Source organism: Embleya sp. NPDC050154 (assembly GCF_044460165.1).
In the GTDB taxonomy this organism is placed as follows: Bacteria; Actinomycetota; Actinomycetes; order Streptomycetales; family Streptomycetaceae; genus Embleya.
The window spans coordinates 69044-82635 of record NZ_JBITJP010000036.1 but is presented as its reverse complement, the minus strand read 5'-3'; the positions used below and the strand labels follow the sequence as shown (position 1 = coordinate 82635).

Annotated in this window: 14 protein-coding genes; 8 read left to right on the top strand and 6 right to left on the bottom strand. The window is 72.3% G+C overall.

What is annotated here, in order from left to right:
- Window positions 1-111 precede the first annotated feature (111 nt).
- From ACIBSV_RS45275 to purU, 4 genes are all read left to right on the top strand, one after another.
- On the top strand, window positions 112-1236 hold the full coding sequence (locus tag ACIBSV_RS45275) for a uroporphyrinogen-III synthase (protein ID WP_395873362.1): 1125 nt from the start codon (window positions 112-114) through the stop codon (window positions 1234-1236).
- Between the two features lie 191 nt (window positions 1237-1427).
- Window positions 1428-2240, top strand: coding sequence for a hypothetical protein (locus ACIBSV_RS45270; protein WP_395873361.1), 813 nt, complete (start codon window positions 1428-1430; stop codon window positions 2238-2240).
- A 187-nt stretch (window positions 2241-2427) separates the two neighbouring features.
- A complete protein-coding gene (locus ACIBSV_RS45265) occupies window positions 2428-2865 on the top strand; it encodes a hypothetical protein (protein WP_395873387.1) in 438 nt (145 codons plus the stop codon).
- Window positions 2866-3012: 147 nt separating this feature from the next.
- The gene (purU, locus tag ACIBSV_RS45260) at window positions 3013-3909 is read left to right on the top strand and encodes a formyltetrahydrofolate deformylase (protein ID WP_395873360.1); all 897 of its coding nucleotides are present in this window, start codon (window positions 3013-3015) and stop codon (window positions 3907-3909) included.
- A gap of 142 nt (window positions 3910-4051) precedes the next feature.
- Here purU and ACIBSV_RS45255 read toward each other — a convergent pair whose 3' ends face one another.
- Entirely contained in the window at window positions 4052-4270 is a 219-nt protein-coding gene (locus ACIBSV_RS45255) for a hypothetical protein (protein WP_395873359.1), read from the bottom strand.
- Between the two features lie 428 nt (window positions 4271-4698).
- On the opposite strand from ACIBSV_RS45255, the gene ACIBSV_RS45250 reads away from it, so the two are divergent.
- Window positions 4699-5892, top strand: a complete 1194-nt coding sequence (locus ACIBSV_RS45250) for an RtcB family protein (RefSeq protein WP_395873358.1) — start codon at window positions 4699-4701, stop codon at window positions 5890-5892.
- A 96-nt stretch (window positions 5893-5988) separates the two neighbouring features.
- Here ACIBSV_RS45250 and ACIBSV_RS45245 read toward each other — a convergent pair whose 3' ends face one another.
- The 3 genes from ACIBSV_RS45245 to ACIBSV_RS45235 form a co-directional block, all read right to left on the bottom strand.
- The gene (locus tag ACIBSV_RS45245) at window positions 5989-6531 is read right to left on the bottom strand and encodes a DUF1772 domain-containing protein (RefSeq protein WP_395873357.1); all 543 of its coding nucleotides are present in this window, start codon (window positions 6529-6531) and stop codon (window positions 5989-5991) included.
- A 72-nt stretch (window positions 6532-6603) separates the two neighbouring features.
- Entirely contained in the window at window positions 6604-7083 is a 480-nt protein-coding gene (locus tag ACIBSV_RS45240) for a DUF1772 domain-containing protein (RefSeq protein ID WP_395873356.1), read from the bottom strand.
- A 2-nt stretch (window positions 7084-7085) separates the two neighbouring features.
- Window positions 7086-7940 (bottom strand): NmrA family transcriptional regulator, encoded by an 855-nt coding sequence (locus ACIBSV_RS45235; protein ID WP_395873355.1) that lies wholly within the window; start codon window positions 7938-7940, stop codon window positions 7086-7088.
- 80 nt (window positions 7941-8020) lie between these two features.
- Between ACIBSV_RS45235 and ACIBSV_RS45230 the strand changes: the two genes are divergently transcribed.
- A complete protein-coding gene (locus ACIBSV_RS45230) occupies window positions 8021-9010 on the top strand; it encodes an AraC family transcriptional regulator (protein WP_395873354.1) in 990 nt (329 codons plus the stop codon).
- A 41-nt stretch (window positions 9011-9051) separates the two neighbouring features.
- Here ACIBSV_RS45230 and ACIBSV_RS45225 read toward each other — a convergent pair whose 3' ends face one another.
- Window positions 9052-10497, bottom strand: coding sequence for an ATP-binding protein (locus ACIBSV_RS45225; protein ID WP_395873353.1), 1446 nt, complete (start codon window positions 10495-10497; stop codon window positions 9052-9054).
- Window positions 10494-11195, bottom strand: a complete 702-nt coding sequence (locus ACIBSV_RS45220; RefSeq protein ID WP_395873352.1) for a response regulator transcription factor — start codon at window positions 11193-11195, stop codon at window positions 10494-10496. Before ACIBSV_RS45220 ends, ACIBSV_RS45225 begins: the two co-directional genes overlap by 4 nt.
- A 65-nt stretch (window positions 11196-11260) precedes the next feature.
- Here ACIBSV_RS45220 and ACIBSV_RS45215 point away from each other — a divergent pair, with 65 nt between their 5' ends.
- Both ACIBSV_RS45215 and ACIBSV_RS45210 read left to right on the top strand, forming a co-directional pair.
- Complete coding sequence (locus ACIBSV_RS45215) at window positions 11261-12463, top strand: UDP-N-acetylglucosamine--N-acetylmuramyl-(pentapeptide) pyrophosphoryl-undecaprenol N-acetylglucosamine transferase (RefSeq protein WP_395873351.1); 1203 nt, start codon at window positions 11261-11263, stop codon at window positions 12461-12463.
- A complete protein-coding gene (locus ACIBSV_RS45210; RefSeq protein ID WP_395873350.1) occupies window positions 12460-13485 on the top strand; it encodes an SDR family NAD(P)-dependent oxidoreductase in 1026 nt (341 codons plus the stop codon). Before ACIBSV_RS45215 ends, ACIBSV_RS45210 begins: the two co-directional genes overlap by 4 nt.
- Window positions 13486-13592 lie beyond the last annotated feature (107 nt).

Below are 13592 nucleotides of genomic sequence, written 5' to 3'. Positions count from 1 at the left end.
GAGCCGAAGCCGGCGGACCCGCCCCGCTCCCGCCGGCTTTCGACGCACGCGCTAACTCCCGCGTGACCGTCCGGCAACAGAGCCGTAACACACGTCGGCGAGTCTCACCCCATGGAGACTGGCACGGGGGACGAGCCGCTGATCGGGTTCACCATCGGCGTCACCGCGGCCCGGCGTCGCGAGGAACTCGTCGCCCTGCTCCAGGGCTTGGGCGCCAAGGTGGTCGACGCGCCCACCGTGCGGATCGTGCCGCCGGCCGAGGACACGATCCTGCGCCGGGCCACCGAGCAGGCGTTGGACCGTCGCCTCGACTATGTGGTGGCCACCACCGGCGTGGGCTGGCGCGGCTGGTTCGCCGCCGCCGACGGCTGGGGGCGCGGCGCCCGGCTGACCGCCGCGTGCCGGGCCGCCGTGGTGGTCAGCCGGGGGCCGAAAGCGGGGACCGCGGTGCGCGCGTGCGGCCTGCGCGAGGTGTACTCGCCCGGTTCGGACGCCGGCGACGAGGTGTTGGCCTGGCTGCTCGCGCGCGACCTGCGCGGGCGGCGGATCGCGGTCCAGCAACACGGCGCGCCGCTGGAGGGCTTCGCCGACGCGCTGCGCGAGCGCGGCGCGGACGTGCTGGAGATCCCGGTGTATCGCTGGGGACCGCCGGACGACCCGGGCGCGGTGCGCCGCCTGGTCGAGCAGACCGCGCGCCGGGAGATCCACGCGCTCACCTTCACCAGCGCGCCCGCGATCGGCGCTTTCCTGGACACCGCCGACGAACACGGCCGCCGGGCCGACGTGTTGGCCGCGTTGCGGGCCGACGTGCTGCCGGTGTGCATCGGCCCGGTGTGCGCGCGGCCACTGGCCGAGCAGGGCATCGAGTCGGTGTGGCCCGAGCGCGGTCGGCTCGGCTCGCTGGTGCGCACGATCACCGAGACGTTGCCCGCCCGGGCCCGCCGCGAACTGGACACCGGCACCGAACGCCTGGTCCTGCAGGGCAACGCGCTGCTGGTCGACGGTCGGACCATCTGGCTGCCCCCGGTGCCGGGCGCGGTGCTGCGCGCGCTCGCCGAGAAGCCGGGCTGGGTACTCAGCCGGGCCGAGTTGTTGCGCCGGGTGTGGGCCGACACGCGCACCGACGAACACGCGGTGGAGGCGGCGGTCGCCCGACTGCGCGCCGCGCTGGGCCCGTACGCGAGCCTGGTCCGCACGGTCACCAAGCGCGGCTACCGCCTGGCCGTCGACCCCTGACGCGGGTTCTCCGGGCCCGCCGAGCCCGAAGTCCCGGGCCAGGATCGGGGCACCGGCAAAGCGGTATATTTCCAGTGCCCGCCACCCCCCGCCTGGTAGGAGCCGAGGGCCAACCCGCACCATGGGCGGGTGACAGGGGGTGAACACGAACCTTGATACGCATACGGAAGCGCACACGATTGTCGACGGTCGTGCTGCTCGCCACGACCATGGCCGGCGCCGCCGCGTGCTCCGGATCGCCCGACACCGGCCGGGTCGCCGGCACGGTCGCCACCACGGGGCCCAGTTCGGCGCGCCTGACCTCGGACGGCCCCAAGCCCGCCGCGGACCGGCCGAGCGGCTCGGTGCCGCCGGTGGTCCCGCCCGCCGCCGCCGGCGATACTCCCGAATCGGGTGCCTACGGGACCGAGCTGCTGACCCACCTGCGCACGACCCCGCACGGGAGCCACGTGAGCAAGGTCCGGGTGGCCAGCTCGTACAAGGTCTACAAGGTCACGCTCGAAACGGACCTGGTTCGCGGCAACGGTTCGGACACGCAGGCCGAGGAGATCGTCCGCGACCGTGCGGGCAAGCTGCTCACCGAGACCGCCCAGTGGGCGGAGGACCATCCGGCGTTGTGGGTCGGCGGGATCGAGATCCTCGACTCGGACCGCGACGCGATCGACTTCCGGCTCGGCGCCGAGCGGGACGACCGCAAGCCGGCCGCGGACGACTACGGGTCCGCGATGCTGGCCGCGCTGCACACCACCCCGGAGGGCACGCGTCTGCAGCAGGTGCGGCTGACGCTGGACCACAAGGGCAAGTACGAGGTCGCGATCGACACCGACCTGTCCTCGCACCTGCCGGGGGACTACTCGACCGAGGCCGCGCAGACCTTCAACACCGCGGCCCGGATCCTGCTCGTGGCGCAGAACTGGATCCGCGACCACCCGGGCTTCGACGTGGCCGCGCTGCGCGTGTACGACGTCGAGCGCGGGCTGATCACCATCAAGATCGTCGACTGAGCGAGCCGACCGGCCGACCGACCCGCGACCGGACCGCCCGGTTGTCGGGATCGGTCCGGTCTGCGGCATGATCGGTGGAAATTCGAGGTGATCGAAAGCATCCCGTCCTGAACCGATCGGGAACGGAACGGGATCGGATCGGCGAAACCGAAGCGGGGACAGGGGAGGAGGCGCCACGATGACACGTATGCGCCAGAGCACCGTTCCGTGGTGGCGTTGGCGGGCCCAGGTCCGTTCCGCGCTGCACATGTTCGGCGACCCGACGTTCCAGCGCGAGTCCTGGCTGGCCGGCCGCCCGGAGTACGGCTCGATCACCGACGCCGTCTATCGCCTGGTCGGCGACTCGTGGCTGGACCGCTGGTCCGCGACCACCTACATCGGATGCCTGGTCGTCGACGCGGACGAGGCCGCGCTGGTGGACGCCGCGGTGGTGGAGATCCTCGCCGTCCTGCACGACATCGGCGAGGACGCGCCCGCGCCCGCCTACCTCACCCACTCGCGCTGGCCGCAGGTCGTCGCCACCTCGCGGGCCGCGCACGTCGCGCTGGCGAAGACGGACGAGGACGACCCGGAGGCGCCCCCCGACTCGCTCGACGTGCTCCGCATCCGCACCGGCGGGCGCTGAGCCCGCGCGGGACGTGGGATCCTGTACGACCGGCCGGGTCGCCCGGCCGGTGGGGTCCCGTCCGGGATCGGGCCGCGCGGACAGCAGGCGGATCGGGCACCCGGAAGGCCGAAACCAATGCCGCAGATGGAGAAGAAGGGCACGTCCATGACCGAGCAGACCCAGCCTGTCGACGGCAGTGGTGACGTGTCGACCGGCGGCCAGTACGTGCTGACGCTGTCCTGCCCGGACAAGCGCGGCATCGTGCACGCGGTCGCCAGTTTCCTGATGATGACCGGCTGCAACATCGTGGACAGCCAGCAGTTCGGCGACCGGGACACCGGTCTGTTCTTCATGCGCGTGCACTTCACCGCCGAGCAGGGCGTCGAGTTGGACGCGCTGCGGGCCGGCTTCACCGCGGTCGGCGCGTCCTTCCACATGGACTGGCAGATCCACGACGGGGACGCGCGGATGCGCGTGTTCGTGATGGTCAGCAAGTTCGGCCACTGCCTGAACGACCTGCTCTTCCGCAGCAGCATCGGCGCGCTGCCGATCGAGATCGTGGGTGTGGTGTCCAACCACCGCGACTTCGAGGAACTCTCCCGCTCCTACGGTGTGCCGTTCCACCACATCCCGGTCACCCGGGAGACCAAGCCGGAGGCCGAGGCGCGGCTGCTCGCGCTGGTGCGCGAGAACGACGTGGAACTGGTGGTGCTGGCCCGATACATGCAGGTGCTGTCGAACGACCTGTGCAAGCAGCTCGAGGGTCGGGCGATCAACATCCACCACTCGTTCCTGCCGAGCTTCAAGGGCGCCAAGCCCTACCACCAGGCGCACGCGCGCGGGGTCAAGCTGATCGGCGCGACCGCCCACTACGTCACGGGCGACCTGGACGAGGGCCCAATCATCGAGCAGGAGGTCGAGCGGGTGGACCACGCGGTCACTCCCGCCGGCCTGGTCGCGGTCGGTCGCGACGTCGAGTGCCAGGCGCTCTCGCGCGCGGTCAAGTGGCACTCCGAGCGACGGGTGCTGCTCAACGGGACTCGCACGGTCGTCTTCACCTGAGGGCCCTGAGGCCCTGAGGGACTGAGCGATCCGAGCCATTCGAGCTATCCGACGGGCCCGCGTGCCCTGAGCGACCCGGGGAGCCTGGGGAACCCGAGCGATCCGGGCAGCCCGAGCGCCCCGGGCGAACGGTCGACTCGGCTCACCTGACGCTGAGCACGAACGCCGCCGAGCCCACCGCGGCGGCGGCGGCGCCGGCGATCCACCCGGCCCGGGCGGCTCGGGGGAATTCGGTGCGCTCCCGGGGGCCGTCACCGTCGAAGTCGCGGACCACGGGTCGCAGCCGGGGCCGATGGCGGTCGCGCCCGAACACGACACAGGCTACGGCGGTGATCCACGCGGCTACCCCGACGACGAACATGCCTCGGGAATGTACGCCCGACCCGGTTGGCTGTCACAGCGGCGCGCGGGTGTGCGCGCGGGGCGCGCGCGTACATCGCCTCCGCTCCGGCCGGAAAATCCTTTGCGGGGTGGGCCGTTGCCGTGGCTTGATGGAGGTCGAGCCACGACAGGTCCTCCGTGTGTCCTGTCCTCGTAGGGAGAGGAGCGAGCCGGTGCGGTTCCGTGACAACGGCCGATGCCCCGTCCAAGGCGCCTCGGCCCGCCGCGTGTAACCCCTGCTTCGCTCCCGCTCCGCGGGTCCCGCAGTCGCCAACCCTGCGGCACCCGCCACCGGCTGCCCCGTGCCGCACCCGGACTCACTCCCCGGAGTGCGCCGGGGCAGCCCACCAAGACTTCGAGCCGCCGCGCTCATGTTCAGCCATACCCATTCAGGAGAATGATCCAGATATGTCGTACACCGAGGTCCCGGGTGCCCGGGTACCGATTCGCATGTGGACCGACCCGGCCGCGGTCGAGGGCCAGGCCATGCAGCAGCTCCGCAACATCACCACGCTCCCGTGGCTGCACGGCCTCGCCGTGATGCCCGACGTGCACTACGGCCGCGGCGCCACGGTCGGCTCGGTGATCGCCATGCGCGACGCCGTCTGCCCGGCGGCGGTGGGCGTGGACATCGGCTGTGGGATGAGCGCGGTGAAGACCTCGCTCACCGCGGCCGACCTGCCCGACGACCTGTCCCGGGTGCGCTCGAAGATCGAGCAGGCGATCCCGGTCGGGATGGGCATGCACGGCGAGGCGGTCGACCCGAGCACGCTGTACGGGCTCGGCTCGGCGGGCTGGGCCGACTTCTGGGCGCGCTTCGACGACGTCGCGGAGGCGGTGAAGTTCCGCCGGGACCGGGCGGCGCGGCAGATGGGCTCGCTCGGGGGCGGCAATCATTTTGTGGAACTTTGTGTAGATATGTCCGATTCGGTATGGCTCATGCTGCACTCGGGCTCGCGCAACATCGGCAAGGAGCTGGCGGACCACCACATGTCGGTGGCTCGGTCGCTGCCGCACAACCAGGGCATCGTCGACCGCGACCTCGCGGTGTTCGTCAGCGACACCCCGCAGATGGCGGCGTACCGCTCCGACCTGTACTGGGCACAGGAGTACGCGGCGAAGAACCGGGCGATCATGATGGCGCTGTTCCAGGAAGTGATCCGGCGCGAGTTCCGTAAGGCCCGGGTGGGCTTCGAGGAGCCGATCAGCTGCCACCACAACTACGTCTCGGAGGAGACCTACGACGGTGTGGACCTGCTCGTGACCCGCAAGGGCGCGATCCGGGCCGGCGCCGGCGACCTGGGCATCATCCCGGGCTCGATGGGGACGCGGTCCTACATCGTCCGGGGCCTGGGCAACGAGGCCGCGTACAACTCCGCGTCGCACGGAGCCGGCCGCAAGATGAGTCGGAACGCCGCCAAGAAGCGGTTCACGGTCGAGGACTTGGCCAAGCAGACCGAGGGCGTCGAGTGCCGCAAGGACTCGGGCGTCGTGGACGAGATCCCCGGTGCGTACAAGAAGATCGAGCAGGTCATGCGTCAGCAGCAGGACCTGGTCGAGGTGGTCGCCGAGCTGCGCCAGGTGGTCTGCGTGAAGGGCTGACCGCCCGGCGACGGAAACGGCCGAAGTCCCGCCTCCGCGAGCAACTGCTCGCCGGGGGCGGGACTTCGGTGTTCCGGGGGAGGGGCTGTCGGTCGGTCAGGGGGTGCGGGTGGTGCGGGCGAGGAGGTGGACGGCTCGGGTGAGGGCGGCCAGGGCGGCGGTGGCGGCGAGGGTGCGGGCTATGTTCCAGGCGATCCAGGCGTTCTCGACGTCGTCGCGGAGCTTTTCGGGATCGGCGATCCGGGCCGGGTCGCCGGCGTCCTTGATCTTGTTGTTCAGCGGGATGTTGCCGCCGATGGTGATCAGCATGCCGACGAAGGCGAGGACGACGCCGGCGATGATCCAGCGGTTCGCTTCGGTGAGGCCGAGCTTGCGGGCTCGGACGATCGTGATCACGCCGAGGATCGGGGCGCCGAAGAAGCAGGCGAAGAAGACCGGGTTCTCGATCCGCTTGTTGACCTGCTGGAGGACGTCGACGAAGGTGCGGGCGTCGACCCGGCCCAGGCCCGGCATGATCGCGACGGCGAAGCAGAAGTAGACACCGGCGACCAGGCCCGTGGTGACCAGGGTTGCGCCGAGGAGGATGGCGGCGGTGCGGGTCGCGGGAGTGGTTTCGGGTGGAGTGAGCTGCCGATTCATGCCGGGTCCCCGTTGTCGACTGGTTGGTGATCGTGCTGCGGTGCTGTGGTGTTCGGTGTTTCGGAGCCGGGGTCAGCGGGTGAGGGCGATGACGAGGAAGGCGGCCGCCGCGATGCCGGAGAGTGCGCGCAGGTGGTTCGCCCGCGTCCAGTCGGCGAGGTAGCCGGCCCACAGCCGCTCCTCCGCCGCGGAGTTCGGCTCGACGGCGGCGAGCGCGTTGTTGCGGGGCACGTGGTACCCGGCGGTGAGCACGATCGCGCCGACCAGGTAGAGCGCGGCGCCGACGAGCAGATAAACCGCGTACGCCTCGCCCCACGAGACGATCGCCGCGATGCCCAGGCCCACGCACAGCAGTGCGGTACCGAACAGGCCGGCCATGAAGGGGGCGGTCACGGCCGTGACGTTGATCGATCGCATGGCCGCGGCCCCCTGAGCCGCCGGGAGCCGGCCGAGGCCCGCCATGACGAAGGAGGAGAAGCCGAAGAAGACTCCGCCCATGCTCGCGCAGCCCAGGGCCGCGACGAGCGTCAGGATGAACAGGGGGCCGCTCATGGTCACACCTTCCAGACACCGCGGGCGGCGGCGTCACGTGCGTAGTCGGAGAAGTCGCGGGGTGCCCGGCCGAGCGCCCGCCGCACACCGTCGGAGACGTGTGCGTTGCGCCCGTCGAGAACCTCGCCGAACAGGAAGGACAGCAGGTCGATGACCTCCGCCGGTACCTGGTGCTCGACCAGGACCGCCGAGTATGCCTCCAACGGGACCTGCGTGAACGTGATTTCCCGGCCGGACGCGCGGGCGATCTCGGCGACCGCGTCGGCGAAGGTCAGCAGCCTGGGGCCGGTCACCTCGTACACCTGGCCGGTGTGCCCGTCCTCGGTGAGCGCGGCCACCGCGACGTCGGCGATGTCGTCCACGTCGATGAACGGCTCGCCCACGTCGCCGACCGGCAGCGCCACGTCACCGCTCATGATCGGGCCGAAGAACTCGCCCTCGTCGAAGTTCTGCGCGAAGAAACTCGCTCGCACGACGGTCCAGTGGGCGCCGGAGGCGCGCACCCGGGCCTCGGCGTCCTGCGCCTCGGGCTCGCCCCGACCGGACAGCAGGACCAGGTGCCGGACGCCGCTCTCGACCGCGAGCTCGGCGAACGCGCCGACCGTGTCCGCGCCGCCCGGGGCGGCGATGTCGGGCTGGAAGGAGACGTACACGCTGTCGATGTCGCGCAGGGCCGGGGCCCAGGTGGTGCGGTCCTCCCAGTCGAAGGGGATGGGCGCCGAGCGGGAGCCGAGCCGGACCGAGCGGCCGAGCGCGGTGAGCTTCCCGGCGATCCGGCGGCCGGTCCTGCCGGTCCCGCCCAGGACCAGCGTGGTGGTGTCGGTGGTGTTCGCGGTGTGCTGCTCGTTCGTCGTCATGGCTTTATTCAATGCCCTGGCGATGAGAGTGAACATCGCTGAAGCGCCCAATTACATGTTTGATCGTCTAAGATTTCGGCATGGACGCTCTCGCGAGTCTGCTCAACGGACCTCGGGCGCAAGGCGCCTTCCTGCTGCGTTCGATGCTGAGTCCGCCGTGGTCCATGCGGATCCACGACGAGGCGCCGCTGACCATCGTGGCGATGGTGCGCGGGCACGCGTGGATCGCGCTGGACCGGGGGGACGCGGTACGGCTGAGCGCCGGCGACGTGGCCATCGTGCGCGGCCCCGACCACTACCGGATCTCCGACGAGCCGGGTTCGCAGCCGCAGATCATCATCCATCCGGGCCAGCGCTGCTCGACCCCGGATGGGAGGGACCTGGCCAAGGAGATGGCCCTGGGCGTGCGTTCGTGGGGAAACAGCGCGGACGCCGAGACGATCATGCTGACCGGGACCTATCAGATGGCCGGCGAGGTCAGCCGTTCGCTGCTCGAATCGTTGCCCACGCTCGCGGTGATCCGAGCGGACGAGACGGACTCCCCGGTGATCCCGCTGCTCGCCGACGAGATCGTCAAGGACGGGCCGGGTCAGGACGCGGTCCTGGACCGGCTGTTGGACCTGTTGCTGATCTCCATGCTGCGCACGTGGTTCGCCCGCTCGGGCGCGGACGCGCCGGGCTGGTACCGCGGTTACCGCGATCCGGTGATCGGGCACGTGCTGAGCCTGATCTACAACAACCCCGAGCAACCGTGGACGGTCGCGTCGCTGGCCGCCGAGGCGGGAGTGTCCAGGGCCTCGTTGGCGCGCCGGTTCGTCGAGCTGATCGGCGAGCCGCCGATGACCTTCCTCACCGGCTGGCGCCTCGCGCTGGCCGCGGACCTGTTGTGCGAGCCGACGGCGACGGTCGGCGGGGTCGCCGAGAAGGTGGGCTACGGCGACGCGTTCGCGCTCAGCACGGCGTTCAAGCGGGTCCGGGGGCTGAGCCCGCGCGAGCACCGCACCCGAGCGCTGCGGCGCGAGGGCGTGGGCATCGACGGTTCGCGGCACCTGATTCCCGACCGGGGCTGACCCGGACCGCCCGCCCGAACCGCGCGCGTCGGTCGGCCCGGTCAGCCCGATCGCCCCGCCGGTCCGCCGGTCGATGGCGGGGGCACCGGGGGCACCGGGGGCTGCGGGGTCGCGCCGGCGGAAGGCGCGGCGGCGAACCGCAGTCGGAACAGCGCGCCGCCGCCGGGCGAGGACTCGGCCGTGAGCGTGGCGCCGTGTGCCCTGGCGATCTGCCGGGCCATCGCCAACCCGAGCCCCGAACCGGGCAGCGCCCGCGCGGCGGAGGCTCGATAGAAGCGGTCGAACACGTACGGCAGGTCCTCGGGCGCGATGCCGGGACCGTGGTCGCGCACGGTGAGTTCGAGGTCGGTGCCGAGCACCACCTCGACCGGGCCGCCGGCCGGGCTGAACTTGGCCGCGTTGTCGAGCAGGTTCGACACCAGTCGGGCCAGCCGGGCGGGTACGCCCGGCACCGTGCGTTCGCCCGCGAGGTCGACGAACTCGAAGGCCACCGCCGGCCAATGGCCCCGGGCCGCCCGCACGCAGTGGCCGACCAGCGTGCTCGGCCGGACCTGCTCGACCAGCGGCTGCGGCTCCTCGTCCCGGGCCAGTTCGATCAGGTCGTTCACCAGGCCGGTCACCTCGCGCAGTTGGCGCTGCAGCCCGGCGCTCGCGCGTTCGCGCTGATCCGTCGTCAGCCGGTCGGCCCGGCCCAGTAGTTCCGCGTTCGTGCGGAGCGCGGTCAGTGGGGTGCGCAGCTCGTGCGAGGCGTCCGCGACCAGCCGGCGCTGCGCGGTCACCGACTGCTCCAACTCGCCGAGCATCGCGTTGAAACTCCCCGCCAGGCTGGTGAGTTCGTCCTCTCGTCGACCCGGCGGCACATCGATGCGCAGGCTCGCGTCCCGGGTCGCCGCGATCCGCTTCGCGGTAGCGGTCAGCCGGGCCACCGGGGCCAGGCCGGTGCGGGCCACCGCGTAGCCCAGCCCGGCCGCGAGCAGCACGCCCGCCGCCGCGACCGCCGCCATCAACTCGCCCGCCTGCCGGACGCCCTTGTCCACCCCGTCCGAGCGCAGCGCCACCTGGATCGCCGTGCCCGGACCACCCTGGGTGGTCAGCATCCGGGCCGACCGGCCGCCGACGGTGACCTTGGTGTAGAACGCCCGGCGTTCGCGCGCCGCCACCTCGCGCGTGGCGGACCCCACCGGCAGCAGATACGGCGCGGACGGGTCGGCCCCGGGATCGGCCGGCACGATCTGGGCGCACGGCGGGGCGGCCAGGTAGGCGCATTCGCCCTGGAGCACTCCCGGCGGGTCGGCGCGGTGCTGGAGTCGAACCTGCGTGGCCTGCTGGGTCAGGTTCAGCTCGAGCTGATGGACCAGCTCGTAGCGGATGATCGTGTACGCCGCCGCGCACACCCCGAGCGCGACCAGGGCCACCGCGCCGGTGCAGGCGAGGGTGAGACGGGTGCGCAGCGGCCGACGCCTGCGCCACCGCGCGTGCGCCCTCACCCGCGGTCCGAGTCGCGGTCCAGCCGGTAGCCCACCCCGTGCACGGTGTGCACCAGGCGCGGTTCGCCGCCCGCGTCGAGCTTGCGGCGCAGGTAGCCGATGTACACCGCGAGCGAGTTGGAGTCGGGACCGAAGTCCGCGCCCCACACCCGGTCCATGATCACCTCGCGGGGCAACACCTGGCCCCGGTGCCGGAGCAGCAGTTCGAGCAGGGCGAACTCGGTTCGGGAGAACTCCAGCGGCCGGCCGCCCCGGTTGCCGGTGCGGGTGAGCGGGTCCACGGTCAGGTCGCCGTAGGTGTAGGCGCGCTCCTCGGCCGGTTCGGGGGCGGCCCGGCGCAGCAGCGCGCGCAGGCGGGCGGTCAACTCGTCCAGCGCGAACGGCTTGACCAGGTAGTCGTCCGCGCCCGCGTCCAGCCCGTCCACCCGGTCGCTGACCGAGTCGCGCGCGGTCAGCACCAGGATCGGGGTGCGGTCGCCGAGGGCGCGCAGGCGGCGGCACACCGCGAGGCCGTCCAGGACCGGCATCAGGATGTCGAGCACGATCGCGTCCGGTTGCCACCCGGCCACCTCGCTCAGTGCCGCCGGGCCGTCGGCGGCGCCGCGTACGAGGTACCCCTCGATCGCGAGGCCGTCCTCGACGGCGGCGCGTACTTCCGGGTCGTCGTCCACGACCAGCACCCTCGGTCCGTTGCCCATGGGGCCAAGGCTCTCAAAAGGGACGCTTAGAACTCTCTTATCCCGGGCCGTGAGGCTTCGGTGTCATGCGCTCAGGACATGCGGAACACCTCGACGAAGGCCCCGGCGACCGGCCGCTCTCGGTGCTGATCGGGGCCGGCGGCACCGGCGGCCACATCTACCCCGGGCTGGCGCTCGCGGACGCTTTGCGGCGCGCCGATCCGAGAGCGGTGATCTCGTTCGTGGGCACCGATCGCGGTCTGGAGACCCGATTGATCCCGGCGGCGGGCTACCGGCTGCACACCGTGGACATGATTCCCTTCGACGCGGCGCTGGGGCTGCGCCGCTACCTGCTGCCCGCGGCGCTGCTGCGCTCCGGGCTGCGCTGCCGGGAGATCCTGCGTGCCCAGGGCGCGCAGGTCGCCGTGGGGATGGGCGGCTATCCCAGCGCGCCGGCGATCGTCGGCGCACGGCTCGCGGGTCTGCCGAGCGTGGTGCACGAGTCCAACGCGGTACCGGGTCGGGCCAACCGGTTCGCGGCCCGGCTGACCCCGAACGTCGCGCTCGCCTTCGACCGCACCCGCGAGCACCTGCCCGCGGGCCTGGCCGCCGAGACGGTCGGCATGCCGTTGATCGGAGAGTTGGCCGGGCTGGACCGGCCCGCGCTGCGCCCCGAGGCGCGGGCCCGGCTCGGGGTGCCGCGCGGTGCCCGCCTGGTCCTGTTCAACGGTGGCAGCCTGGGCGCCGCACGACTGACCGAGGCCGCGGTCGCGCTGGCCGAGCGCTGGCGCGAGCGCGCCGACGTGCGACTGCTGATCAAGACCGGCCCGGCCGCGTTCGAGGCGGTCCGGGCCGCGGTGGCGGGCAGCCCGGTGGCCGAGGCGGTCGCCTACCTGGACCGGATGGACCTCGCGTACGCCGCCGCCGACCTGGTGGTCTGCCGAGCGGGCTCGGCCACCGTCGCGGAACTGGCCACGATCGGCGTGCCCGCCGTGCTCGTGCCCTACCCGTACGCGCCGCACGACCACCAGACGCACAACGCCCGCGTGTTGTGCGACGCCGGCGCCGGGTTGCTCGTGCCGGACGCCGCGTGCACCGGCGAGCACCTGGCCGCCGTACTCGAACCGCTGCTCGCCGACCCGTTGCGGTTGGCCGCGATGGCCCGCGCGAGCGGGTCGGAAACCCACGCGCACGCCGCCGACCGACTGGCCGCCGCGGTGCTGCGCACGATCGGCCGGCCCGCGGCGCCGGCCCCGCACCGCACCGACGAATCCCGGAGGATCGCATGACCACCAGCCTCGACCCGAACACCCCGACCCCGGCCCCGACCGACTGGACCGGCCGCACCGTGCTGGTCACCGGCGCCGAGGGCTTCATCGGCAGCACGCTCGTCGACCTGCTGGTCGAACGCGGGGCCCGGGTGCGCGCATTCGTGCACTACAAGCCGTACGCCGAACGCGGCCACCTCGCCGGCCACCTGGCCGACGGGCGGGTTGAGATGCTCGCGGGCGACGTCCGCGACGCGCATCGCGTGCTGGACGCCGTCGCGGGCTGCGACACGGTGTTCCACCTGGCCGCGCTGATCGGCATCCCGTACAGCTACCAGGCACCCGAGGCGTACGTGCAGACCAACGTGGTCGGCACGCAGAACGTCGCCGCGGCCTGTGTGCGGCAGGGCGCCCGGCTCGTGCACACCTCCACGAGCGAGGTGTACGGCACCGCGCTGGTCGCGCCGATCGCCGAGACCCACCCGCTCCAGCCGCAGTCGCCGTACTCCGCGTCGAAGATCGGCGCGGACATGATGGCGCTGTCCTACCGGCACGCGTTCGAGCTGCCGGTGTCGGTGGTGCGGCCGTTCAACACCTACGGTCCGCGTCAGTCGGCCCGCGCGGTGATCCCGACGATCCTGGCCCAACTGCACGCGGGCAGCCGCGAGGTGCGGCTCGGCTCGCTCACCCCGACCCGGGACTTCACCTACGCGAGCGACACCGCCGAGGGGTTCCTGGCGGTGGCGCTGGCCGACACCACCCTGGGCGAGGTGATCAACCTGGGCACCGGCACCGAGGTCTCGATCGGTGAACTCGCCCGGGCGCTGATCCTCGCCTCCGGCCGGGACGCCGAGGTCGTGGTCGACCCCACGCGCCTGCGCCCGACCGGCAGCGAGGTCGAACGGCTGCTCTCGGACAACACCAAGGCCCGCGAACTCGCCGGCTGGAAGCCCCGCGTCGACCTGGCCGAGGGCCTGCGCCGCACCTCGGCCTGGATCCGCGACAACCCCCGGGCCTTCGCCCCGAACCGCTACCAGGTCTGATCCATCGGCGGCGGCCGGGTGCTCGGCGGCAGGTGGGAGGGGGCCGCGGCGGGCCGAAGCGGGGACGTTCTAGGGTCGGACGGGAGTGTCGGCGGCGAAGGAGACGT